This window comes from Microvirga sp. CF3062 (assembly GCF_036314045.1).
In the GTDB taxonomy this organism is placed as follows: domain Bacteria; phylum Pseudomonadota; class Alphaproteobacteria; order Rhizobiales; family Beijerinckiaceae; genus Microvirga.
Genome location: NZ_JAYGGN010000005.1, coordinates 74,043 through 96,694, shown reverse-complemented (window position 1 = coordinate 96,694; position 22,652 = coordinate 74,043). Strand labels below are relative to the sequence as shown.

Genomic DNA, 22,652 nt, shown 5'->3' with positions numbered 1-22,652 from the left:
TGCTTGTCCTCAAGCCACAGCCGAGGCGGCATCGGCCTCCAGCTGCCCGGAGCGCAGGCGCACCATGCGGTCGCAGAGGCGGGCGAGGTTGAGATCGTGGGTCACGAGCACCAGGGTCGCGCCCCGGTCGCGCTTGAGGGCGAAGAGCAGGTCGATGATGGACCCGCCCGTGTTTTCGTCGAGGTTGCCGGTGGGCTCGTCGGCCACGAGGATTGCCGGATTGGGCACGATGGCGCGGGCAATGGCCACGCGCTGCTGCTCGCCACCGGAGAGCTGCGCCGGGTAATGATGCAGACGAGACCCCAGGCCCACGGCCTGCAGTTCGGCTTCCGCGCGCTCGAAAGCATCGTCATCGCCGGCTAGCTCCAGGGGCAGCGCGACGTTTTCCAGGGCCGTCATGGTGGGCACGAGGTGGAAGGACTGGAACACGATGCCGATGCGGCGGCCGCGAAAGCGCGCCAGCGCATCCTCATCGAGGCCCGACAGGTCGGTGCCGTCGACGATCACTTTTCCCGAATCGGGGCGCTCAAGCCCTGCCATGGTCATGAGCAGGGTCGACTTGCCCGAGCCCGAAGGCCCGACGAGCCCCACGGCCTCGCCTTTGGGGATATCGAGGGAAATTCCCTTGAGGATATGCACCCGTGCGGCCCCGCGCCCGAGGCTCAAATCGACATCGTGCAGCGCGATGGCCTTGTCCTGCATGCCCGTTCACCCGATCTGTTGGAAACTTGAAATTTACCCGGTTCTAGTCCGGCATAGATGGGAAGCCTATCGATGAAGCGCCAATCCGGCCCATTCATGACGATCATTTTTGCGTGTGCGGCGGCCCTTGCCCTGATCGCCCCCCTTCCCTCGGCCCAGGCACAAGGCGGGCCGATCCGCCTCGTGGCCCTGGGAGACAGCCTGAGCGCAGGCTATAATCTGCCCCAGGAGGCGGCCTTTCCGGTGGTGCTGGAGCGGGCGCTCAAAGCCAAGGGCTACAAGGTGGAGATCACTAACGCGGGCGTCTCCGGCGACACCTCATCCGGCGGGCTCGACCGGCTCGACTGGTCCGTACCCGACGGCACCGACGGGGTGATCCTGGAGCTCGGCGCCAATGACATGCTGCGCGGCTTAAACCCGGCGCTTACCCGGAAAAATCTCGAGACCATTGTGGAGCGGCTTAAAAGTCGCAACATCCCGGTGATGCTCGCCGGCATGTATGCCTCGCGCAATCTCGGCCCGGACTACATCGCGAAATTCGATCCGATCCATCAGGACATTGCGAAGAAGCACGACCTTGTGCTCTATCCATTTTTCCTGGACGGAGTCGCCGGCGAGCGATCCCTCAACCTGCCCGACGGCCTGCATCCGACGGCCAAGGGCGTGGAGATCATCGTCGAGCGCATCCTGCCGAGCGTCGAGAGCTTTCTCGCCCGCATTGCCCAGCGCTGATCCCTTTAGCGCTCCCCTTCTTGCCTGAACGCGGCGGATCGCACCGTCGCGAGGAGCTTAACCCTATGGAATACCGCCGCCTCGGCCGCACGGATCTCAATGTCAGCCTCATCTGCCTCGGCACCATGACCTGGGGCCAGCAGAACACGGAGGCCGAGGGCCATGCGCAGATGGATTATGCCCTCGACCAGGGCGTCAACTTCTTCGACACTGCCGAGCTCTATTCGATCCCGCCCAAGCCTGAGACGCAAGGGTCTACGGAGCGGATCATCGGCTCCTGGTTCAAGGCCCGCGGCTCCCGCGACAAAGTGATCCTCGCATCGAAGGTGATCGGCCGTTCCGATAGCACCTGGTATCGGGATGACGGCTCCAAAGGCGAGCTTTCGCGCAAGCAGATCGAGGAGGCGGTGAACAAGAGCCTCAAGCGGCTCCAGACCGACTATATCGACCTCTACCAGATCCACTGGCCCGACCGCCCCATGCCCTGGGGCTCGAACCCGACGATCTTCCGCCATCAGGAAGGCCAGTCCCATCCCATCGCCGAGACGGTCGAGATCATGACCGACCTGGTGAAGGCTGGAAAGATCCGGCATTTCGGCCTCTCCAACGAGAGCGCCTGGGGCACCATGACCTTCCTCAAGCATGCGGACGCCAAGGGCCTGGCGCGGGTGCAGTCGATCCAGAATGCCTATAACCTCCTCAACCGCACCTATGAGGTGGCACTCGCCGAAGTGACCATGCAGGAGAATGTGAGCCTGCTGGCCTACTCGCCGCTCGCTCAAGGCTATCTCACCGGCAAGTACCTCGATGGTGCCCGCCCGGCCGGGACGCGCACAACCCTGTTCGGCCGCGGCCAGCGCTACGAGAACCCGACAGCAGAAGCCGCGATCCGCAAATACATCGCACTCGCGAAGGAATTCGGCCTCGATCCGGCCCAGATGGCGCTCGCCTTCGTCAATTCCCGCTCCTTCCTCACGTCCAACATCATCGGCGCCACCTCCATGGAGCAGCTGAAGACCGACATCGCCTCCATCGAGGTGACGATCACGCCGGAGCTGGAGAAGCGCATCGACGCGATCCACGTCGAGCACTGCAATCCGTGCCCTTGATCATCCTCGACCGTCATGCCCGCACTTGTTGCGGGCATGACGGCGTAGAGATTTCAACCGGAACAAACCCGGCCACCAATCGTCTGAGGTGGCATCAGCAAGCCCTGGGAGGTGCCGCATGCCACGTCTGTTCACCGGCATCGAGATCCCGGCCGAGATCGGCTTGGCGCTGTCGAGCTTTCGCGGCGGGCTTCCGGGGGCGCGCTGGGTCGAGCCCGAGAATTACCACATCACCCTGCGCTTCATCGGCGACATCGACGAGCGCATGGCCGATGATGTCGCGTCTATCCTCGGCGAGAGGCGCCAACGCGCTCCGCTTAGCATCACCATCGACGGGCTCGACAGTTTTGGGGGCTCAAAGCCCCGGGCGGTCTTCGCCCGCACCTCCGGCAATGGCGAGTTGAACGAGTTGCAGGGAGAACAGGAGCGCCTCCTGCGCCAAGTCGGCCTTGCTCCCGAGACGCGCAAGTTCACGCCGCACATCACCCTGGCGCGCCTGAAGCAGGCCTCCCCCATTGATGTCGCGAACTACATCGCAACCCGCGGCCACTTCCCCAAGCTCACCTTCACGGCGCACCGCTTCGTGCTCTATTCCTCCCGAGCCTCCGTGGGCGGCGGCCCCTACGTGATCGAAGCAGCCTATCCCTTGAGCTAGGCCTCGACGGCTCAAGGAAAGAGCGTTACAGCCGAACTTATGGCTTCGCTCATCTTCATCACCCATCCGGAAGTGGTCATCGACCCGCACCAGCCGATCACCGAATGGCCCCTGAACCCTATCGGGCGCGCCCGCATGGAGCGGTTCGTGGAGTTGCTCGCAGACCGTGATGTGACCGCCATTTATGCGAGCACCGAGCGGAAAGCGCGGGATGGTGGCGCCATCGTGGCGAGGCGGCTTGGGCTGTCCTATGCGACGGACGAAGACCTTGGCGAGAACGGCCGCTCGTCCACGGGCTTCATCGCCCCGCCGGAATTCTGGGAGGTGGTACGCGAATTCTTCGGCCGCCCCCACGAGAGCATCCGCGGCTGGGAGCGCGCCATCGACGCGCAGACGCGCATCGTAAAGGCTGTGAGCCGTATTCTTCGGGAGGACGAGACCTCCGGCGACATCGTCATCGTGTCCCACGGCGGCGTCGGCTGCCTACTGACGGCCCATCTGCAGACAGTGGAGATCGGGAAGGAAAGCCGCCCACAGCATCCCGGCGGCGGCTGCTTCATCGTCATCGACCGCGAGTCGTTCATGCTGACGCAGGATTGGCGCGCGATCGAGGATGGGTTTGGGGGATAGTTTTTCGAGTCGTTTTCTGCTGTCATTCCGGGCGCCGCAGGCGAGCCCGGAATCCATAACCGCTAGCAGTGCAGCAATGAATGCAACGCTGCTCGCTTTTCCTGAGATGTCGTGTTTATGGATTCCGGGCCCTCGCCGCGCTCGCCCCGGAATGACACTTGCTAGTTTCGCGCTTGCATCCGTCATGCCTTGCGAATAGCCCCTCCTCAACGACGAGCAGGACTGAACCACTCCCATGATCCGCAACCGCATCGCGCAACTGGCGCCGGGTATCGCCCTTTGCGCAGGCGTCGCGCTCGCTGCCATGGGCCTGCAGCTGATCGAGGAGCATTGGACCGGTCGGCCCTGGCTCGAAGCCCTCGTGATTGCAATCCTGCTCGGCACCATCCTGTGCACCCTGTGGACACCAGACCGGCGCTGGGCTCCCGGCATCGGCTTCTCCGCCAAGACCCTGCTTGAAATCGCCGTAATGCTGCTCGGCGCCTCGATCAGCTTTCAAGCAGTGCTGGATGCGGGCCTTGGGCTCATCCTCGGCATCGCCGTCGTGGTGGCCTTGGCTCTCGGCGCCGGCTACGCCCTCGGGCGGATGCTTAAGCTGCCCAAGCGCATGGCGGTGCTGGTCGCCTGCGGCAACGCGATCTGCGGCAACTCGGCGATAGCGGCGGTCGCACCGGTCATCGGCGCCAAGCCTGCGGATGTGGCCTCTGCAATCGCGTTTACGGCCATTCTCGGCGTGATCGTGGTGCTCGCCCTGCCCCTGCTGGTGCCGCTCATCGGCCTGTCGATGACGCAGTACGGAGTGCTCGCAGGGCTCACCGTCTATGCGGTGCCGCAGGTGCTCGCCGCCACCATGCCGGTCGGCCTCGTCAGCACGCAGCTCGGCACCCTCGTGAAGCTCGTGCGCGTGTTGATGCTGGGTCCGGTGGTAATCGCGCTGTCGGTCTTGGCGGGCCGGCACGCGGAAGGGCCGAAAACGAGGCTGGCCTTCAGCCGCCTCGTGCCCTGGTTCATCGTCGGCTTCCTGGGCCTCGCGCTGCTGCGCTCGCTCGGCGCCATTCCCGAAGCGCTCCTGCAGATCGTGATGCCGGTCACCACGTTTCTCACCGTGATCTCGATGGCGGCACTGGGCCTTGGCGTCGACCTCAAGGTGCTGGGCAGGGTCGGCGGGCGGGTGACGCTCGCGGTGACACTCTCGCTGCTGGTGCTGATCGCGATCAGCCTGGGGCTCATTCGGCTGCTGGCTATTCCCTGAGCCCCTTGAAAACACACCCTGCCGCTTCATGACTAGAGCAAATCTTTTCTCAAGGTGAAGCCGGATCATGCCCCGATTGTCCGAGACCGAACGCCACGAACTCCTGCCCGCCCTCGACGGCTGGGCGATGGTCGAAGGCCGCGATGCGATCACCAAGCGCTATGTCTTCGACGATTTCGGCTCCGCCTTCAGCTGGATGACCCGCGTGGCGCTCGCGGCCGAGGCCATGAACCATCACCCCGAGTGGTCGAACACCTACAACCGGGTCGAGGTCACCCTCGCGACCCACGACGCCAAGGGCCTCACGCGCCGCGACGTCGAGCTGGCGCAGCGCATGGACCAGATGGCGGCCGGATTGACGAAGAGGTAGGCCATGGCTGAGATGCGCATCCTGACAGGCGGCTGCGCCTGCGGTCAGCTGACGTTCAAGACCAGAGGCGAACCGAAGCGCGTGGGCCTGTGCCATTGCATGACCTGCCGCAAGATCAGCGGCGCAGCCTTCAACGCCTTCGTGATCTACCCCGTCGATCAGGTGACGATCACGGGCGAAACGAAAGGCTGGTCCGCCACGCCGGAATCCGAGCGCTGCTTCTGCCCCGTCTGTGGCTCGCAGGTGTTCGACCGGGATGCTGGTGACGAGATTGAAATCAAGCTCGGCGCCTTCGACGAGCCGAACCTCTTCACGCCGACCTACGAGGCTTGGACCAAGCGCCGCGAGCGCTGGCTCTGCACCCCGGATCTCAGGAGCTTTCCCGAGAACCGGGGCGAGGTGTCTTAAAGGCTTTTACTTCGGCTGCATGCGCAACGCGCCGTCCAGGCGGATGCCTTCGCCGTTGAGCATGTCGTTCTCGATTATGGCCTTGACAAGATTCGCATATTCCTCGGGCCGTCCGAGGCGCGAGGGGAACGGCACGTTGGCCTCCAGCGCCTTGCGGTAATCCTCGGCGATGCCCTCGAAGAGCGGCGTGTGGAAAAGGCCCGGCATGATGGTCATCACCCGGATGCCGAAGCCCGAGAGATCGCGGGCGACTGGGAGCGTCAGCCCGAGAACGCCGCCCTTGGAGGCGGAATAAGCCGCCTGTCCGATCTGACCGTCCTGCGCGGCGACCGACGAGGTGTTGACGATGACGCCGCGCCCGCCATCGGGCGTCACGGGATCCAAGCCCGCCATGGCGGCGGCGCATTTGGAAATCATCGCGTAGGTGCCGATGAGGTTGATCTCCACCGCGCGGCGGAAGCTCGCCAGGTCGTGCGCGATCAGCTCGCCGGTCTCGCGCTTCTTCGCCACTGTGCGCTTGCCCGGCGCGATGCCGGCGCAGTTTACGAGGATGCGCTCGATGCCGTTCGCCGCCCGCGCTTCGGCCAGCGCCGAATCGATGGAGGCCTCGTCGGTCACGTCGGCCTTGCAGAAGACGGCGCCGATGTCGCGGGCAACCTCGCCGCCGCGTTCCGCGTTCATATCCAGAATGGCCACCTTCGCGCCGTTGGCCGCGAGCATGCGGGCCGTGGCCTCACCGAGACCCGAAGCGCCTCCGGTGACGATGGCTGCCATCATTTTGTCGAGCTTCATCGCTTTTCTCCCTGTGTAGGGACACGTCTTAAGGTATCCTCGAACGAACGGGAACGCAGACCATGGAAGGAGCAGACCGGATGAGCGAACCCTTCGTGAAGCCTTTCACCAAGGCCGAGATGGAGGCCATGCGCGAGGCGACCCGCGACGAGGAGGGCCTCAAGCGCCGCTTCTGGGAGAAGTTCAAGCGCGTGGCTGGCAAGATCCCGTTCGCAGAGGATCTCGTGGCGGCCTATTATTGCGCCACCGACCCCTCGACCCCGAGTCGCGTGAAGCTGATTCTCATCGGAGCCATCGCCTATTTCGTGTTCCCGACCGATGCGATTGCCGACCTCCTGCCGCTGATCGGCTTTGCCGACGACGCGGCGGTGCTCGCCGCCGCCATCACCCAGGTGGCCGGTTCAATTACGGAAGAGCACAAGGAAAAGGCCAGAAAAACGCTGGCGATTGCCTTAATCTAAGCTTGAAAACTTTGCGGCATGTCCAGACAAATGAAGAATATATACTTATTGCAATATTATTTTATATCGATATAAATGATTCCGTTAGCGTCAAAGTGATTTCAACTCCTCCAACTTTTTAAAAACGAACAAGCTTTAAAGGATACTGAACGGGTCGCTTCGGCGGCCCTTTTTATTGGGTTACCGTTCAGCCTAAACCGGCATCCTTGCAGCAACCGCCACGTTTCGACGCATCGCCAACCAGCCGGCGCCGTCTTAACGGAGGTGGTGAAAAGTTCTTAACCATCGGCTTGTATCGTCCCGCCCCATGACATCTGCATCTTTCCAGCGCGGCATCGCCGCAGGCATCCTCTCCGCCCTCGTCGTCATCGGAACCGGACCTGCAGCCCTGGCTCAGGCCCAGCGTTCGACGCAGCCCTCGACCCGCTCGACCCCGGCCAAGCCGGCTACCAAGCCAGACCCGAAGGCCAAGCCTTCCGCCGCCGCGCCCTCCACGGCCAAGACCACACCGGCCAAGCCTGCTGCTGCGGCAGCCGGAGCGGCGGCTGCTGCCAGCACGGCCAAGCCTGCCAGGGCCGCAAGCCCCGGCGGTTCGCTTGTGACCTCCTATGGCGATTGGGAGGTCTACATGGCCCAGAACGGTCGCTCGAAAATCTGCTACGCGCTGAGCCGCCCGAAGGATTGGACGCCCAAGACCGTCACCCGGGATCCGGCGTATCTCTTCGTTTCCTTCCGCCCGGCGGAGAACGTGAAGAACGAGGTGGCGTTCGAGTTCGGCTTCACGGCCAAGGAGAACGGTCCCGCCGAGGTTTCCGTGGGCAACACGTCCTACGCCCTCCTGGCCAAGGCCACCAACGCTTGGCTGAAGAATCCGGCCGAGGAAGGCCAGGCCATCGCCACCATGGCGAGGAGCGGCACCATGACGGTGAAAACGCAGTCGGCCCGCGGCTCGAACCTGACTGACCGCTATTCCCTCAACGGCTTCAACAAGGCCCTGGAGCACGCCCGCAAGGAATGCGCGTCTTAAGACTGCCGCACGGTTGTAAATCGGCACTCCGATAAGCATCTTCCGGGCCTGAGGCCCGGATTTTGCGTTTAGACGCTCACTTTTCCGGCGCAATCGTGTTATAAGACCGCCGAACTCCCAACAACGAAGGCATGATCTCCCATGGCGACGGTGCTCGACATCGCCAAGCGCAACCCCAATGCGGCCCCTCGGGCCGTCAGCGATGCCGCGCGCGCGGCCGGGTTCATCGAAAAGACCGCTGAGGTGACCGTGGCCGCGGGAGCGGCCCCCGGCGGCGCCTCGCTCGTCGGCCTCACCCGCGACCAGCTGAAGGATTCGCTGTCCGCCATCGGCGTGCCCGAGCGCGAGCTCAAGATGCGCGTGGCCCAGCTTTGGCACTGGATCTACTTCCGGGGCGCCAAGGACTTCGCCGAGATGACCAACATGGGCAAGGAGCTGCGCGCCAAGCTGGCAGCCGCCTATACCCTTGCCCGCCCCATGGTGGTCTCCGAGCAGGTCTCGAAGGACGGCACCCGCAAGTGGCTGATCCGCATGGCCTCCACCGGCCCCCTCGACAAGGGCGCGGAGATCGAGTGCGTGTATATCCCAGAGGTCGACCGCGGCACGCTCTGCGTGTCGAGCCAGGTCGGCTGCACGCTCACCTGCTCCTTCTGCCACACCGGCACCCAGCGCCTCGTGCGCAACCTGACCTCGGCTGAGATCGTTGCGCAGCTGATCGTTGCCCGCGATTGCATCGGCGATTGGCCCGGCGCTACGCCGCCGGAAGGCGCGTTCGTTCCCAACGACGGCAGCCGCTTCGTGTCCAACATCGTGTTCATGGGCATGGGCGAGCCGCTCTACAACACCGACAACGTGGTGGCCGCCATCGAGGTGATGTCGGACGGCGAGGGCCTTAGCCTGTCGCGCCGGCGCATCACGGTCTCCACCTCCGGCGTCGTGCCGCAGATGGAGCGTCTCGGTGCGGAAGCCAACACCATGCTGGCGATCTCGCTCCACGCCGTGCGCGACGAGCTGCGCGACGAGCTGGTTCCGATCAACCGCAAATACGACATCGAGCAGCTGCTCGATGCCTGCCGCGGCTATCCGGGCCTGTCGAACGCGCGTCGCATCACGTTCGAGTACGTGATGCTGAAGGGCGTGAACGATTCCGATGCCGATGCGCGCAAGCTCGTACAGCTGCTCAAGGGCATCCCGGCCAAGATCAACCTGATCCCGTTCAATCCCTGGCCCGGGTCGAAATACGAGTGCTCGGACTGGGAGCGGATCGAGCGCTTCTCCGAGATCGTCTATCGCGCCGGCTACGCCTCGCCGGTCCGCACCCCCCGCGGCCGCGATATCCTGGCCGCCTGCGGCCAGCTTAAGAGCGAGACCGAAAAGCTGCGCGCCCGCGCCCGCATGATGGCCGAACAGGGCATCGGGGCCGAAGGCGTGTATGCGGTGCGGGACGGGGAGTAAAGTTCGTAGAAGCTGGATGGCTTAACTGTGAGTAGCCTCTTTCATTACACCTCAAATCAAGGAGCGATTGGCATTCTCCAGTCATCGCTCCTTTTTGCTACTCACTATCAATACCTGAACGATCCTAATGAGCTTTCACAAGCCGCCGATCTTATAATCCCACTTTTTGAAAAAGAGTTCAGAGAAGAGTATCAAAAATATATCAAAAGCGGACACCTTAATAGCAATGTACTCAAAGAGTTTGGCGATCATACTTACCTCAAAGAAGCTCGCACGCTATTTGATGTAGCTAAGCGAGTTACTAATAGCACAACACCAATCTTTCTCACTTCGTTTTGTCGCCACGAAGAGAATTCAGATCAGTATGTTGATGGCCTTCTGTCACAATGGCGTGGGTATGGGTCACTTGGTGGTTGCGCACTAGAATTTGATGAGGAAAAACTCAAAGAACTGATCATTAGAGAAGCCGAAGAATACGCCTTCTCACACATATCTCTTAGAGACATTAAGTACGACCGCTATCAAGAGACTCTAGATTTGAAAGAGATCGAAGGTGTCGCGACAGCCATTACTCGCCATATGATCGAGCGCTCAAAGGAATCAGAAATTCTTTACAATGAGCGCATGCATAAAATGTACAATACGATTGCGATTACTTTACCTACCCTAAAAAGCATAGGATTTCGTGAAGAGCGGGAAGTTAGAATAATTGCTCCTTATATGCGTAAGGAAGCAGCCGCAGAATACCCCCTGCGCGCACAGAAGGAGATTCACTTCCGTTACCGCAATGGTCAGCCTGTTCCGTACATTCATCTCTTCGATAATACAGGTACTCTACCAATCAAGCGCATTATCGTTGGGCCACAGAGAGACCAATCGAAAGTAGCCTATGCGATTGAACTCGCGCTAGAAGGCAGGGGAATGGGTGTTGAGGTCGCAAGATCCAACATCAGCTACATACCCTAAGTTTGGTTGAGGGAAATGATCCGCTGGCTTCTCCTCATCCCCTTCGCGCTCCTCATCGCCATCGGCGCGAGCGGCACATTCTTCCTCATTGCCTCCATGGTCGATCCGGTGATGGCGCTGCTGACCGGCGATACGCTCTTCGTCGGCTTCTGGTCGCTGCTCGATGCGGTGTTTGCGGCCGAGGATCCCGGACCTATCGTGGAGGACGCCTTCCTGGCGGTCGGCCGGATCATGTTCACGCTGCTGATCTTCCCACCGCTGCTGGTCGCCATCGTCAGCGAGGTGCTGGGGATGCGCAGCCTCCTCTGGCATGTGATCGCCACAGCCGTGCTGACGGCGGCGGTGCCGTGGATCCTGCGCGGCCAGGCGCGGATCGCCAGCCCCGAGGAGCTGCATGTGAGCTTCGTGCTGGGCCTGACCGGTGCCGTGGCCGGCCTCGTCTATTGGGCGATTATCGGCGGGCGCGAGCCGAGGCGAAAGGAACCTACCGAGCCGATGTCGTCAGGATCTTGATGGCGAAGACCGAGAACAGGCCGGCGAAGGAATAATCGATTCCCCGCATGAGCTTCGGCCGGCCGCGCAGGAGCGCGATCACCTTGTCGGCGCCGAGAATCATCAGGATGCCCATGGGGGCCGTGAGCACGATGAAGTAGAGCCCCAGGAACAGGAGCTTGTCGGCCGCATGGGGATCGGCCGAATCCACGAATTGCGGCAGGAAGGTCACGAAGAACAGCACGACCTTCGGGTTTGTGAGATTAATGCCCACTCCCAGGAAGAAGGTCTTCCAGAACGGGATCTCCGCCCGGCCTTCATCCTTCACGCTTAGGGCCGAGCCATGGCGTACGGCATCGAACGCCATCCACAACAGGTAGAGCGCGCCGACGACTTTCAGCACCGTGAAGGCGGTCACAGAAGCGGCGAGCAGCGCGGAGAGGCCGAGCGCCGCGAGCACCGTGTGGACGCCGCAGCCCGCCATCGCACCCAGCATCGCGGCCATGCCGGCCTTGCGTCCGCCTGCCATGGTCTTGGCCAGGGAGAGGCTCATGTCCGGACCCGGTGTGATGAACAGCAGGATGGCGGCAAGGGAGTAGGTGAGCAGGGTGCTGACGTCGGGCAGGAAGGTCATGGATCGAATCTTATCGCTAAGGCCGTGGGATCATGACTCAATCCTGTGTGCACTGCTACCCGAAAGGCGCTTGTTGAAACGCCGCCCCTGCTCCATGTGTTGATCCGGCGGGTAAGAAGAAACAAGAGCCGCGAGAAGGACAGACATGACGGCATTGCTCTCAACCGCCCGGATCCGCTTAGGCCTGACAGGCCTGATCCTGGCGTTCGGATTGTCCGCCTGCGGCATCAACAATGTCCCGACCCTGGAGGAGCAGGCCAAGGCCGCCTGGAGCGAGGTGCAGAACCAGTACCAGCGCCGGGCCGATCTCATCCCGAACCTCGTCGAGACCGTGAAGGGCTTCGCCCAGCAGGAGCGCGAAGTGCTGACCCAGGTCACGGAAGCCCGCGCTCGGGCTACACAGGTGCAGGTTGACGCTTCCACCGTCACCGATCCGGAAAAATTCAGGCAGTTCCAGGAGGCGCAGAACCAGCTCTCCGGCGCACTGGGCCGCTTGCTCGCCACCGTCGAGCGCTACCCGGAGCTGAAATCCAACGCCAACTTCCTGGCCCTGCAATCGCAGCTGGAGGGCACGGAGAACCGCATCGCCGTGGCGCGGCGCGACTACATCTCGACCGTTCAGGCCTACAACACGGAGCTGCGCACGATCCCGGGCCGCTGGATCGCCGGCATTCTCTATCCGGAGGCCAAGCCCATGGAGACGTTCACCGCCACCGCTGGATCGGACCGCCCGCCGCCGGTGAAGTTCTGACGGGATGATGGCAGCACCGGGAATCCCCTCCCCCTTGTGGGGAGTGGCAGCCGCGAAAGCGGCCGGGTGGGGGTGCCAGAGCCAATCTGATTTCAGGAAAGCGCTTACACCCCGACCTCCAACTCCTCCCCTCAAGAGGGAGAAGGGCACGACTGCATCCTTCATCGCCATCCTCGTCTTTCTCCTCACTCTCCTCTTCTCCCTCCCCGCCCTCGCCCAGGCTTTCCCGCCCCTCACCGGCCGTGTGGTCGATGCAGCGAACCTCCTGAAGCCTGAAGAACGGGCGGCACTCGAGGCGAAGCTGAAGTCACATGAGGACAAGACCACGGACCAGGTGGTGGTCGCGACCCTGCGCTCGCTGGAAGGCTATGAGATCGAGGATTATGCCAACCGCCTGTTCCGGCACTGGCAGCTCGGCCAGAAGAGCAAGGACAACGGCGCCCTGCTCCTCGTGGCGCCGCAGGAGCGCAAGGTGCGCATCGAGGTGGGCTACGGGCTGGAGGGCGCTCTCACCGATGCCCTGTCGAAGATCATCATCGCCACGGCCATTGCGCCCCAGTTCCAGAAGGGCAATTTCGTAGGCGGCATTGATGCGGGTGTCGACGCCATGCTGTCGATCCTCACGGGGGACGCGGAGGAATGGCAGCGCCGCGCTGAAGTACGCGAGGACAGCACCACCGTCATCGATCCGGTGATCGCCTTCATCATCCTGCTGATCCTGTTCTTCCTGATTGCGCGCCTGATGGGTGCGAGCCGCAGGCAGGGTATCAAGCGCGGTCGTCATGGCCCGTGGATCGTCACCACCGGCGGGTGGGGAGGCGGTGGAGGAGGAGGATGGTCCGGCGGGGGCGGCTTCTCGGGCGGAGGGGGCTCGTCAGGCGGTGGCGGCGCTTCGGGGAGCTGGTAGATGATCTCAAGCGACGAACAGGCTCGGCTGGCGAACGTAATCGGTGACGTGGAGGACGAGACCTCCGGCGAGATCGTTCTCGTGATCGCCGAGCAGGCCGGGCATTATCGTGCCGTCCCGCTGCTCTGGGCGATGCTCGCGGCGCTCGTCACGCCCTGGCCGCTGATCTGGCTGACCGACATCAGCACCTCGCGCGTCTTTTTGATCCAGCTTGCCGTGGCACTGGCTTCAAGCCTCGCGCTCTCCTGGCCGAAGCTGCGCTTCGCCCTGGTGCCGCGTTCCATCAAACACACTCAGGCGCACGAGGCGGCCTCGCGCGAGTTCCTGCGGCGCGGGCTCACCCGCACGCGGGAGAAGACCGGCGTACTGATCTATCTGGCGCTGGCCGAGCATCATGCAGAGATCCTGGCCGACACAGGGATTGCGGACAAAGTTGATCCAGAGACCTGGGCCGGTATCGTGGCGGACCTGACGGCGGCGATCCGAAACGAGCAAATGATCGAGGGTCTAGAGCAGGCCATCCGGCGCGTTGGCGCAATCCTCGCTGAGCACGCCCCTCCCCGCCGCGACGACGTGGACGAGCTGCCCAACAAGGTCATTCTTCTCGATTAGAGGCCGGGACCTTTCGCAGCACCCAGGATGAGGCCGGGCCGGGTCGCATCCGTGCCCTGCAGGAGCACCACATAGGCGTCGCCACCCTTGCGGGCCATTTCGAGCGGCACCTCGAAGCGGGCGGAGCCGCCGCGCCAGTCGCCGACTCGGTTCAGGCCGCGCACCACATTGGCGTAGGTGATGGTCTTGCCCCGGTTCTCGCCGCGCTCGATCGGCACCGTCTGCGATTTCAGCACCGGCAGGATCCAGATCTCGGCCTCGCGTTGCGCGGTGTCAGGCGTCTCCTCGATGGCGATCGAGACCGCGCCGTTCTGCTCGGTAATGATCACGTTCACCGGCAGGGCCTTGCGTCCCTTGGTGGTGTACTGGATCGCCTTCTCGACTTGCGCCCGGTCGGACCCGATGGAGGATTTCTTGCCGTTGACGATCATCTGCGGCGTGAAGACCTGCCGGTCGCTGCGGGAATGGGCATAGGCCTTCTGGCGCTCGGTGAAGGCCACATGGGCCAGCGTGTCCTTCCAGCCGAGATAATCCCAATAATTGACCGGCAATGACAGGGCCACGATGTCCGGCTGGCGGGAATACTCGACCAGCAACTCGTCCGCCGGTGGGCAAGAGGAGCAGCCCTGGCTGGTGAAGAGTTCGACCACCGCACGGGGTGGTTCCGCCAGAGCGGGCTGCAGGCAAGCGGCAAATGCAAGGGCCGCCAGGATCGCTTTCAATCGAAACACCATGATGCCGCCATGGAACATGAATTCCGCCTCAAGGTGAACTCACGTTACCTTGAGCGGTTGCAGGCACCCGCCAGCGGCGATGCATCCACAGCCATTGCTCAGGGTATTCCCGCACCCATTCCTCCACCACGGAAGTCATAGCCTGCATGGCGCCCTGCACGTTGATCTGTCCGTCCGGATCGCGCGGCAGATCGAGAGGTGGGGTGAGCTGAAGGCGGAAGCGGTGATTAGGCAAACGGATCACCCGCACCCCGTGGACCGGGCAGTCGAAGCGGCGGGCGAATTTTCCCAGGATCGGGTTCACGAGCGCCGGGCGACCCATGAAGTTGACGATCACCCCGCGGGTGAAATGCTGGTCGATGAGCATGCCGAGATGGCCGCCCTTCTCCAGCGCTCCCTGCATGGCGAAAGCAGCGCCCTGGCGGGCCGCTTCCAGATTGCCCATGGTCTCGCTGCGGATCTCGTGCAGCACGCGGGCGATGGCCGGATCGTTGGGCGCGCGGAACACCGCCGTGGTGTCGAGCCCGAAGCGGGCGGCGCAGATCGCCGGCAGCTCCCAGTTTGCAAAATGCGCCGAGAAGATGAGGCCGGGCCTGCCGTCATCGCGCAGCTCGAGGAAGTGGTCGATGCCGTCGACCTCGGTGCGGCCGGGAACATCGCTGTCGGGATTGAAATCGAACAGGCGGCCGAGATGCGGATATTCGGCGCCCGTGCGACCGAGATTGTCCCAGGCGGCGAGCGCCAAAGCCTTCACCTCGGCTTCGGATTTCTCGGGATAGACGGCGCGGATGTTGTTCAGAGCTGTCTTGTGTGCCTTGAGCAGGGGGCCGAAGATGCGCGTGATCGCAGCGCCTACGGCACCGGAGCGCTCAGGCCCCAGCGCCCGCGCCAGGCCGAAGACGCCGCGCACGACGCCGACCATGATCGTCTCGGTGAGGCGCGAGACGAGGCTGCGGGGGCGATGGGGCTGCTGCACGTTCTTTTGAATCCTGGCCTGAAAAGAAAACTCCCCGCGTCTTTTCGCGAGGAGACGATTTCGTCAAGGTCTGCGGTCGCGGCCCATTGTTCCAGAGGCGGGCTTGCGGCTCAGAACGTCACGACCACCTTGCCGAAGACCTTGCGGCCCTCGAGCCGCTCAAGCCCCTGCTGGAACTCGTCGAGCGGGAAGACGGCGTCGATCACCGGTGTCATGCCCTGGGCCATCTTGTCCAGCGACTGGCTGATGTTCTCGATCCGGCAGCCGAAGGAGCCGAAGATCCGGTATTGCTGCTGGAAGAGCTGCATCAGGTTCATGGTGGTGGAGACACCCGAGGTGGACCCGCAGGTGACGAGGCGTCCGCCGCGCTTGAGGCAGAGCAGCGAACCGTTCCAGGTCTCGGCGCCCACATGCTCGAACACCACGTCGACGCCCTTGCGCTTCGTCAACTGGCGCACCTCGCCCTCGAAGCGCTCGGTGCGGTAGTTGACGACATAATCGGCGCCCAAGGCCTTCGCCTTCTCGCCCTTCTCGTCGTCGCCCACGGTGGTGTAGACGGTGCAACCGATGGCCTTGGCCATCTTGATCGCCGCCGTGCCGATGCCCGATCCGCCGGCATGGACGAGGATGGACTCGCCGGGCTCCAGCTTGGCGTTGTCGAAGAGCATGTGCTGCACGGTGCCGAAGCCGATGGGCGCGCAGGCCGCCTGCTCGAAGGAAACACCCTTCGGCACCGGAATCACGAGCCGCTCCGGCCGGTTGATGAGCTCGCGGGCAAAGCCGTCGATGTGGAAGCCCATGATGCCGGCGACGTTCTCGCACAGATTGCCCCAGCCCTTCCGGCAGGCTGCGCAATGGCCGCAGGTCTCAGCCCCGTACATCGTGACCGGATCGCCCGCCTTGAAGCGCGTGACGCCCTCGCCCACCGCGGCGATCTCGCCCGAGGCCTCGACGCCCACCGCCTGGGGCATCTTGCGCTTGGCAAAGGCCATGCCGCGAAAACCCCAGACATCGAGGTAGTTGAGCGCCAGCGCCTTCACCCGCACCTGCACCTCGCCGGCGGCAGGCGGCGGCGGGGCATCGATCTCGGTGATGCGGAGGTCACGGTCGCCGAAAAGCTGGAGGGAGCGCATAGTTTGAAATCCTTGTCGTCATCATCCCCGGACTTGTTTCGGGATCCAGCCCTTGCGGAGCAAAGACGTGGATGGCCAGGACGAGCCTAGCCATGATGGGAGAAACTGATGGAGGCGGATTAAAGGTCGGGCGTCGGAATGACAAGCGCGTCGCGCCTTTCGCCGCGCCTTCAGTCGCGGATCGCCGCCAGATAGCGCTCGACCGACCGGGCCACAGCCGCCTTTCCGCCTTGCAGGATGCTTCGCTGTGCGGAGGTCCCGAAGATCCGCTCGAACGGGAAAGGCGCCAGGGCTGCGTCGATCCGCTCGACGGCCGCGCGGTTGAGCGGAATGAGATTGGGATAGCTGCGCATGAAGCTGACGTGGCGGCGATCCTGGAGAACCGAGAGCGTATCACCCACGAACAAGTCGTCCCGGCCGTCCGCTCCGGCTGCATGATGCAGCACCGTGCTGCCCTCGAAATGCCCGCCGGTGCGGATCAGCGTGAAGCCCGGCGCAACCTCCAGGGTTTCGCCTGCCCAGAACCGGATCGCCTCATGCGGGTTCATGACCCACGGACGGTCATCCCCATGCAGATAGACCGGCACGCCGCCGAAGGCTTCACTCCACTCGGCCTGCGCGGCGTAGAAATGCGGATGCGAGATCGCCATGGCCTTGAGACCGCCCATGCGGCGGATCCTCTCGACCGCCTCCTGCGTCACCAGGGATACGCAATCCCACAGGATGGCGCCATCTCCCGCAGGAATCGCGAGCGCCCGCTGCCCGATGGCGAAATCGGGCACGACCCCGATGCCCGTGAGGCTGCCTTCGTCAGTGAAGACATTGCGGTGTGTCGCCTTCAGATCCTCGACGGTCATCCATTCCTGCCCGGACCAGCGTACATACTGGCGCTCATCTTCACAGATCAGGCATGAGGAAGGCGGTGCAGATGTCTCGGCGAACTGGGTGCCGCACTGAACGCACATGAACCGGGTCATGAAGGCTCCTGGCTAGGCGAAATTTCTCGTTATTGCCGCTCAAGGGACAGAGTCGGAATGAGAGGTCAGCGGCAGATTTCCTCTCTCAGCGCTGTATGATGATATAGCTTTCGGATTGGAGATGCGCACGTGCAATCTGTCCTCTCGATCATCAGCGGCACCCCTCTGTGGGTTTGGGGCATTCTCGTGCTGATCGTCTATCTTGGCATGACGGCCATGCGCCCCGGTCGCAGAAGCCCTGCCCGACTCAGCCTTGTTCCTGGGATCTTCCTGGCCGTGGCGCTCGGCACGCTCCTCAACTCGGCGCGCCTTGCCGACATTCTCCCGCTCTGGCTGGCGGGTTGTCTCCTGGGGCTCGGGACCGGGGCGGCCTGGGCGATGGTTCTGCGGATCGGCATCGACCGGACGCAAGGGCTCATCCACATGCCCGGCACCGCGTTCTGGCTCGTGACCGGCCTCATCCTGTTCGGGATACGCTATGCCATCGAAGTTTCGATGGCCCTCAACCGTGACCTGGTCGAGGAGAGCCTTCGGTCGACCCTGCCTTATGCCGTCGCCGGTCTCGGAACCGGCATGAGCGCCGGCTGGTGGGCCGCTCTCATGCTGCGCTACCTTCGCCCTACCGATGCACCCCGAGCATCGACGTGAGGCCGCCGTCGATGGGCAGCACCGTGCCGGTGATGTAGGCGGCGGGCTCGCTCAGGAGGAAAGCCGCGAGGCCCGCGATCTCCTCCGGCTTGGCGAAGCGCCCGGCGGGGATCTGCTTTTCCATGTTGTCGCGATAGGCCGCGTAGGGCGCCATCATGTCCGTGTCGATGAAGCCCGGGGCGATCACGTTGACCGTCACATTGCGCTTGGCTGTCTCCACCGCGAGGGTGCGGCAATAGGAGATCAGCGCGCCCTTCGAGGCCGCATAGGCCGCGTTGCCGGGATTGCCCTGGAGCGCCGCCACCGAGCCGATGGCGACGATGCGCCCCTGCTTGGCGCGGATCATGCCGCGCATGAGCGCCTTGGCGATGCGGGTGAGCGACCAGAAGTTCACCTGCATGGCGGCTTCGGCCTTGTCCTGCTGCATCATGGCGGCAAGCGCATCGTAGGGCTGGCCGGCATTGTGAATGAGCCCGAAGAAGCTCTCGCCCTCGATGGTCTCGCAGAAGGCGTCGAGAGCGGCCTTGTCGGCGAGATCGATCTCATGGGCCGTGACGGTGCGGCCGGGATTGGCCTGCATCAGCTCCTGGCTGAGCGCCTTGGCGGCGTCACCGGATGAGCGGTAAGTGAAGTCGACATCGTGGCCGGCCGCCACAAGCGCCCGCACGATGGCGGCGCCTACGCCCTTGCCGCCGCCCGTCACCAGAACCCGAGTCATGACTTAAGCCCCTTTCGGCTCAGCCCCGAAGACGAGGCAGGTGTTCTGGCCGCCGAAGCCGAAGGAGTTGGAGAGCACGTAATCGACCTTCGCGTCGCGGGCGACGTTAGGCACCACATCGAGCGGGATCGCGGGATCGGGCACCTGATAGTTGATGGTCGGCGCGATGCGGCCGGTGCCGATGGTCATGAGCGACATCACCGCCTCGACGGCGCCGGCGGCCGTGAGCGTATGGCCGATCATCGACTTGTTCGACGAGATCGGAACGTTGGCCATGCGCTCGCCGAACACGGCGGTGCAGCTCATGGCCTCCATCTTGTCGTTCTCCGGCGTCGAGGTGCCATGAGCGTTGACATAATCGATGTCGTCGGGCGAGAGACCCGCATCGGCTAGAGCCTCGCGGATCGCCGTGATGGCCGGCATGCCGTCCGGGGACGAGCGGGTGCGGTGGAAGCCATCGCCCTTCTCGCCGCAGCCGAGCACATAGCCGAGGATTGTGGCGCCGCGCGCCTTCGCAGCCTCCGCATTCTCCAGCACGAGCGCCGCGCCGCCCTCGCCCATGACGAAGCCGTCGCGGTTCTTGGAGAAGGGTTTTGAGGCGCCTTCCGGGTTCTCGTTCTGGGTCGAGAGCGCCGAGAGCAGCGAGAAGCGGATGAGCGATTCCGGGTTCACCGAGCCGTCGGTGCCGATGCACAGCGCGGCATCGGTCTCGCCGCGACGGATCGCCTCGACGCCGAGCTGGATTGCGGTGGCGCCGGACGAGCAGGCGGTCGAGAGCGAGATCGGCGAACCCCTGGTGCCGAAGCGGTCGGCGACGCGATCAGCCACCGTGCCGAAGATGAAGAGATCATGCCAGGGCTTGAACTCGCCCGAGGCCGCTGCCTTCAGCAAATCCTTGTAGGTGACGTCACCGTCCTGCCCCGAGGCCTTGGCCAAGGCCTCGCGCTGCGGCCATTCCATCTCGACGGGCGGCACGGCGATGAACAGTGCGCCCGGGAAATCGCTGGACGCCAAGCCTGACTGGCCCACCGCCTCCTCGGCCGCCAGCATGGCGAGCCGCTCGGACAGCATGGGGGCGCAGAAGGGCTCCACATCGACCGAGTCGATGGTGCCGGCAATCGTGGTGCGCAGGCCCTCCGTAGGGAAGCGTTCGATGCGGTGAATGCCGGATTTGCCGGCCGTCAGAGCAGCCCAGGTGTCATCCTTGCCCTGGCCGAGAGACGTGACCACGCCCATGCCGGTGACGGCGACGAGCGGGCGGCCCTGTTTATCGCGAAGCGCCATAGCCTTCTCCTCAAGCCTTGGTGAGCCGGATGGCGCCTTCGCCGCGCCAATGTCCGATGGAGGTGACGAGCGCCTCGCTCAGCCCGCCCTGAGCGATCAGGCCCGCGGCCAGCGCGACGCCGATGGGTGCCTGGGCCTCCATGGTATGGCCGACGAGATCTCCGGTCGAATGGATGGCGGCACCCGGCGCGATGTCCTTGAGCGCCGCCTGCTCCTCATCCGTGATTCCCTTGATGCCGGTGGCGCCGGAGATCACGACATCGGGCTTGGCCTCTAGCTGCCGCGACAGGCCGTGAAGTGAGCCTTCGATGCTGCCCGGCTCGCGACGAGAGCGGTCGGAGGCGACGCCCGCTATGGCAGCGAGTGGTTTTGCGCCGCGCGAAGCCGCATGTTCGCGGGATTCGAGCACCAGGAAGCAGCCTCCCGATCCGAGGATCATGCCGCCGCCCTGTGCGGGACGCTCCCAGACTGAAGTATAGGGCTTCTTCCAGAGGAAGCCGCCCATCTCGTAGATGAGGAGCACGTCAGGACGCTCGGCATTGTAGGAGCCGCCGACGAGAAAGATGTCGTCCTGGCCTGAGGCGATGCGCTCGCGGGCGATGCGGATGGCATCGACGCCGCTCGATTCCTCGCCCATGAAGGTGCGTGAGGCGCCCGTGACCCCATGGACGATGGAGATGTTGCCGGCGAGCAGGTTGGAAAGCTGCGCGAGAAAGAGGGTCGGGCGCAAATCGCCCATCAGGCGCTCGTTGAGGAAGACGCCCGGATTGTCGGCTTTGCGCAGTCCGGTGAGGATCTGCCCATCGACCGCGTAATCCCGCTCGCCGCCGCCGGCCGAGACGATGAGCTGCATGCGGCCCTTGAGGGCTGCGTCTTCCTTGGCGCCTGCAGAGTCGAGGGCGAGGCCCGCCGCGTAGCAGCCGAGCTTCTGCCAGGGTTCCATCTGGCGCTGGTCGGATTTTTTGGGGATCTGCCGGTCCCATTCGAGCGAAACCGCCGGGTGGACCGGGAAAGGCTCAAAGGTGGCCGCATCCGTGTTCGAGGTGCCGCCGGCAAGGGCCGCCAGATGCGCCTCCAGGCCTTCTCCGGCAGAGGAGACGAGGCCCACTCCCGTAATGACGACATCCCGCATCAGACACTCTCCTCCAGGAGACCGATGCGCTTGGCTTGCGCGCGCATCAGGCCGTCCATGCCTTCGGGGAAGGGCATGATCCGGAAGCGCAGCTCCGCATCGCAGATCGGCTTGCCCTCGGCCGTGATCCTGGCCTTGGTCACAGCATAGCCGGAGCCCTCATGTTCCAACTGCGCCGAGACGGTGAGCACCGTACCCGGTCCGACGAAGGTGCGAAAGCGCGCCTTGTCGACGCCCATCAGGAACGGCATGTGGGTGAAACCCATGAGGCCGAGCACGAGATAGCCCGAGGCCTGGGCCATGGTCTCGGTGAGGAGAACGCCGGGCACGAGAGGGTGGCCGGGAAAATGCCCTTCAAAGACCGGGCTTTCCTGGGGGACCACGGAGGACACCTCGATCCGCTTAGTCTCGCGGTCGAGGGCCGTCACCTGGTCGATCATTTCAAAATATTCGAGGCGCATGGTTTTGCGGAACCTGTCCCCCTCCCCCTTGTGGGGAGGGGCTAGGGGCGGGGGTGCCAGCGATGAACTGGACCAGCGTGACGCTTACACCCCCACCTCCAACTCCTCCCCACAAGGGGGAGGAGGGCTGCGTCGCGCCTACCATCCCGACGAGCCCCTCAAGGCCTACCCTCCGGGATGGAGCTTTTGAAGTATCAGGCCTGCTTGGCGGCCACCAGCGCGTCGATGCGCGCCACGAGGTTCTTCAGGACGAAGTATTCCTCGGCCGGAGCCTTGCCCTCGTTCACTTCCTGGGTCCACTGCTCCAGCGGCAGCTTGATCCCGAAGGCCTTGTCGATCGCGAACGCGATGTCCAGGAAGGCGAGCGAGTCGATGCCCAGATCCTCGATGGCATGGCTCTCGGGCGTGATCTGCTCGCGCGGGATATCGGCGGTCTCCGAAATGATGCCGGCGACGGTCTCGAAGGTGGACGACATGACGCCGCTCTCCTGAAGTGCTTGTTGGTCTCAACGATGCGGCGCCGGCACGCTTGGGAAGGCCCGGTGTCCAGACGCTCATTTCGTCGACGAGGGTTGTTTCGAAGCGCACCCCTTACACGACAGGCGCCGGACCGGCAACCGATTGGTTGCGTCTA

At 63.8% G+C, this 22,652-nt stretch carries 28 protein-coding genes; 16 read left to right on the top strand and 12 right to left on the bottom strand.

Going from position 1 to position 22,652, the window contains the following annotated elements:
* Positions 1-9: 9 nt before the first annotated feature.
* Positions 10-702, bottom strand: a complete 693-nt coding sequence (locus VB618_RS10710) for an ABC transporter ATP-binding protein (RefSeq protein WP_329796632.1) — start codon at positions 700-702, stop codon at positions 10-12.
* A 72-nt stretch (positions 703-774) separates the two neighbouring features.
* Here VB618_RS10710 and VB618_RS10705 point away from each other — a divergent pair, with 72 nt between their 5' ends.
* The 7 genes from VB618_RS10705 to VB618_RS10675 all read left to right on the top strand — a co-directional run bounded on the left by VB618_RS10705 (position 775) and on the right by VB618_RS10675 (position 5,858).
* Positions 775-1,434, top strand: coding sequence for an arylesterase (locus tag VB618_RS10705; protein WP_442931749.1), 660 nt, complete (start codon positions 775-777; stop codon positions 1,432-1,434).
* A gap of 65 nt (positions 1,435-1,499) precedes the next feature.
* A complete protein-coding gene (locus VB618_RS10700) occupies positions 1,500-2,543 on the top strand; it encodes an aldo/keto reductase (protein WP_329796631.1) in 1,044 nt (347 codons plus the stop codon).
* Positions 2,544-2,661: 118 nt separating this feature from the next.
* Entirely contained in the window at positions 2,662-3,198 is a 537-nt protein-coding gene (gene thpR, locus VB618_RS10695) for an RNA 2',3'-cyclic phosphodiesterase (RefSeq protein ID WP_329796630.1), read from the top strand.
* 39 nt (positions 3,199-3,237) lie between these two features.
* Positions 3,238-3,828 (top strand): histidine phosphatase family protein, encoded by a 591-nt coding sequence (locus VB618_RS10690; RefSeq protein ID WP_329796629.1) that lies wholly within the window; start codon positions 3,238-3,240, stop codon positions 3,826-3,828.
* A 235-nt stretch (positions 3,829-4,063) separates the two neighbouring features.
* Positions 4,064-5,080: a YeiH family protein gene (locus VB618_RS10685; protein WP_329796628.1), complete on the top strand. Its 1,017-nt coding sequence runs from the start codon at positions 4,064-4,066 to the stop codon at positions 5,078-5,080.
* Positions 5,081-5,147: 67 nt separating this feature from the next.
* Positions 5,148-5,450 carry a 4a-hydroxytetrahydrobiopterin dehydratase gene (locus tag VB618_RS10680; protein WP_329796627.1) on the top strand — a complete coding sequence of 101 codons (303 nt, stop codon included), beginning with the start codon at positions 5,148-5,150 and terminating at the stop codon, positions 5,448-5,450.
* 3 nt (positions 5,451-5,453) lie between these two features.
* Positions 5,454-5,858: a GFA family protein gene (locus VB618_RS10675; protein WP_329796626.1), complete on the top strand. Its 405-nt coding sequence runs from the start codon at positions 5,454-5,456 to the stop codon at positions 5,856-5,858.
* Positions 5,859-5,864: 6 nt separating this feature from the next.
* On the opposite strand, the gene VB618_RS10670 is transcribed toward VB618_RS10675, so the two are convergent.
* Entirely contained in the window at positions 5,865-6,650 is a 786-nt protein-coding gene (locus VB618_RS10670; RefSeq protein ID WP_329796625.1) for an SDR family NAD(P)-dependent oxidoreductase, read from the bottom strand.
* Between the two features lie 80 nt (positions 6,651-6,730).
* Between VB618_RS10670 and VB618_RS10665 the strand changes: the two genes are divergently transcribed.
* The 5 genes from VB618_RS10665 (at position 6,731) to VB618_RS10645 (ending at position 11,072) form a co-directional block, all read left to right on the top strand.
* Positions 6,731-7,111: a YkvA family protein gene (locus tag VB618_RS10665; RefSeq protein ID WP_329796624.1), complete on the top strand. Its 381-nt coding sequence runs from the start codon at positions 6,731-6,733 to the stop codon at positions 7,109-7,111.
* A gap of 307 nt (positions 7,112-7,418) precedes the next feature.
* The gene (locus tag VB618_RS10660; RefSeq protein ID WP_329796623.1) at positions 7,419-8,138 is read left to right on the top strand and encodes a hypothetical protein; all 720 of its coding nucleotides are present in this window, start codon (positions 7,419-7,421) and stop codon (positions 8,136-8,138) included.
* A 141-nt stretch (positions 8,139-8,279) separates the two neighbouring features.
* Positions 8,280-9,593 carry a 23S rRNA (adenine(2503)-C(2))-methyltransferase RlmN gene (gene rlmN, locus VB618_RS10655; protein ID WP_329796622.1) on the top strand — a complete coding sequence of 438 codons (1,314 nt, stop codon included), beginning with the start codon at positions 8,280-8,282 and terminating at the stop codon, positions 9,591-9,593.
* Positions 9,594-9,620: 27 nt separating this feature from the next.
* Positions 9,621-10,559 (top strand): DUF2971 domain-containing protein, encoded by a 939-nt coding sequence (locus VB618_RS10650; protein ID WP_329796621.1) that lies wholly within the window; start codon positions 9,621-9,623, stop codon positions 10,557-10,559.
* A 15-nt stretch (positions 10,560-10,574) separates the two neighbouring features.
* The gene (locus VB618_RS10645) at positions 10,575-11,072 is read left to right on the top strand and encodes a hypothetical protein (protein WP_329796620.1); all 498 of its coding nucleotides are present in this window, start codon (positions 10,575-10,577) and stop codon (positions 11,070-11,072) included.
* Here the strand turns inward: VB618_RS10645 and VB618_RS10640 are convergent.
* Positions 11,044-11,685: a LysE family translocator gene (locus VB618_RS10640; protein WP_329796619.1), complete on the bottom strand. Its 642-nt coding sequence runs from the start codon at positions 11,683-11,685 to the stop codon at positions 11,044-11,046. The two genes, VB618_RS10645 and VB618_RS10640, sit on opposite strands and share 29 nt — an antisense overlap.
* Positions 11,686-11,830: 145 nt before the next feature.
* Here VB618_RS10640 and VB618_RS10635 point away from each other — a divergent pair, with 145 nt between their 5' ends.
* The 3 genes from VB618_RS10635 to VB618_RS10625 are packed head-to-tail and all read left to right on the top strand — an operon-like array spanning position 11,831 to position 13,955.
* Positions 11,831-12,436: a LemA family protein gene (locus VB618_RS10635; protein WP_329796618.1), complete on the top strand. Its 606-nt coding sequence runs from the start codon at positions 11,831-11,833 to the stop codon at positions 12,434-12,436.
* A 4-nt stretch (positions 12,437-12,440) separates the two neighbouring features.
* Entirely contained in the window at positions 12,441-13,343 is a 903-nt protein-coding gene (locus VB618_RS10630) for a TPM domain-containing protein (protein WP_442931748.1), read from the top strand.
* Positions 13,344-13,955 (top strand): TPM domain-containing protein, encoded by a 612-nt coding sequence (locus VB618_RS10625; protein ID WP_329796617.1) that lies wholly within the window; start codon positions 13,344-13,346, stop codon positions 13,953-13,955.
* On the opposite strand, the gene VB618_RS10620 is transcribed toward VB618_RS10625, so the two are convergent.
* From VB618_RS10620 to VB618_RS10605, 4 genes are all read right to left on the bottom strand, one after another.
* The gene (locus tag VB618_RS10620; RefSeq protein ID WP_329796616.1) at positions 13,952-14,707 is read right to left on the bottom strand and encodes a DUF1223 domain-containing protein; all 756 of its coding nucleotides are present in this window, start codon (positions 14,705-14,707) and stop codon (positions 13,952-13,954) included. The two genes, VB618_RS10625 and VB618_RS10620, sit on opposite strands and share 4 nt — an antisense overlap.
* A 10-nt stretch (positions 14,708-14,717) precedes the next feature.
* Positions 14,718-15,665 (bottom strand): lipid A biosynthesis lauroyl acyltransferase, encoded by a 948-nt coding sequence (locus VB618_RS10615; RefSeq protein ID WP_329796615.1) that lies wholly within the window; start codon positions 15,663-15,665, stop codon positions 14,718-14,720.
* 110 nt (positions 15,666-15,775) lie between these two features.
* Positions 15,776-16,798: a zinc-binding dehydrogenase gene (locus tag VB618_RS10610; RefSeq protein WP_329796614.1), complete on the bottom strand. Its 1,023-nt coding sequence runs from the start codon at positions 16,796-16,798 to the stop codon at positions 15,776-15,778.
* Positions 16,799-16,968: 170 nt separating this feature from the next.
* On the bottom strand, positions 16,969-17,775 hold the full coding sequence (locus VB618_RS10605; RefSeq protein WP_329796613.1) for an MBL fold metallo-hydrolase: 807 nt from the start codon (positions 17,773-17,775) through the stop codon (positions 16,969-16,971).
* A gap of 129 nt (positions 17,776-17,904) precedes the next feature.
* Between VB618_RS10605 and VB618_RS10600 the strand changes: the two genes are divergently transcribed.
* Complete coding sequence (locus VB618_RS10600; protein ID WP_329796612.1) at positions 17,905-18,423, top strand: DUF6622 family protein; 519 nt, start codon at positions 17,905-17,907, stop codon at positions 18,421-18,423.
* On the opposite strand, the gene VB618_RS10595 is transcribed toward VB618_RS10600, so the two are convergent.
* From VB618_RS10595 to VB618_RS10575, 5 genes are all read right to left on the bottom strand, one after another.
* The gene (locus VB618_RS10595; protein WP_329796611.1) at positions 18,395-19,141 is read right to left on the bottom strand and encodes an SDR family NAD(P)-dependent oxidoreductase; all 747 of its coding nucleotides are present in this window, start codon (positions 19,139-19,141) and stop codon (positions 18,395-18,397) included. The genes VB618_RS10600 and VB618_RS10595 overlap by 29 nt on opposite strands.
* Positions 19,142-19,144: 3 nt before the next feature.
* Complete coding sequence (locus tag VB618_RS10590; protein WP_329796610.1) at positions 19,145-20,425, bottom strand: beta-ketoacyl-ACP synthase; 1,281 nt, start codon at positions 20,423-20,425, stop codon at positions 19,145-19,147.
* A 10-nt stretch (positions 20,426-20,435) separates the two neighbouring features.
* Entirely contained in the window at positions 20,436-21,557 is a 1,122-nt protein-coding gene (locus VB618_RS10585; protein ID WP_329796609.1) for a beta-ketoacyl-ACP synthase, read from the bottom strand.
* Positions 21,557-22,018, bottom strand: a complete 462-nt coding sequence (locus tag VB618_RS10580) for a 3-hydroxyacyl-ACP dehydratase FabZ family protein (protein WP_329796608.1) — start codon at positions 22,016-22,018, stop codon at positions 21,557-21,559. The genes VB618_RS10585 and VB618_RS10580 overlap by 1 nt, the downstream gene beginning before the upstream one ends.
* A gap of 194 nt (positions 22,019-22,212) precedes the next feature.
* Positions 22,213-22,494 carry an acyl carrier protein gene (locus VB618_RS10575; protein ID WP_009490841.1) on the bottom strand — a complete coding sequence of 94 codons (282 nt, stop codon included), beginning with the start codon at positions 22,492-22,494 and terminating at the stop codon, positions 22,213-22,215.
* Between the last annotated feature and the right edge of the window lie 158 nt (positions 22,495-22,652).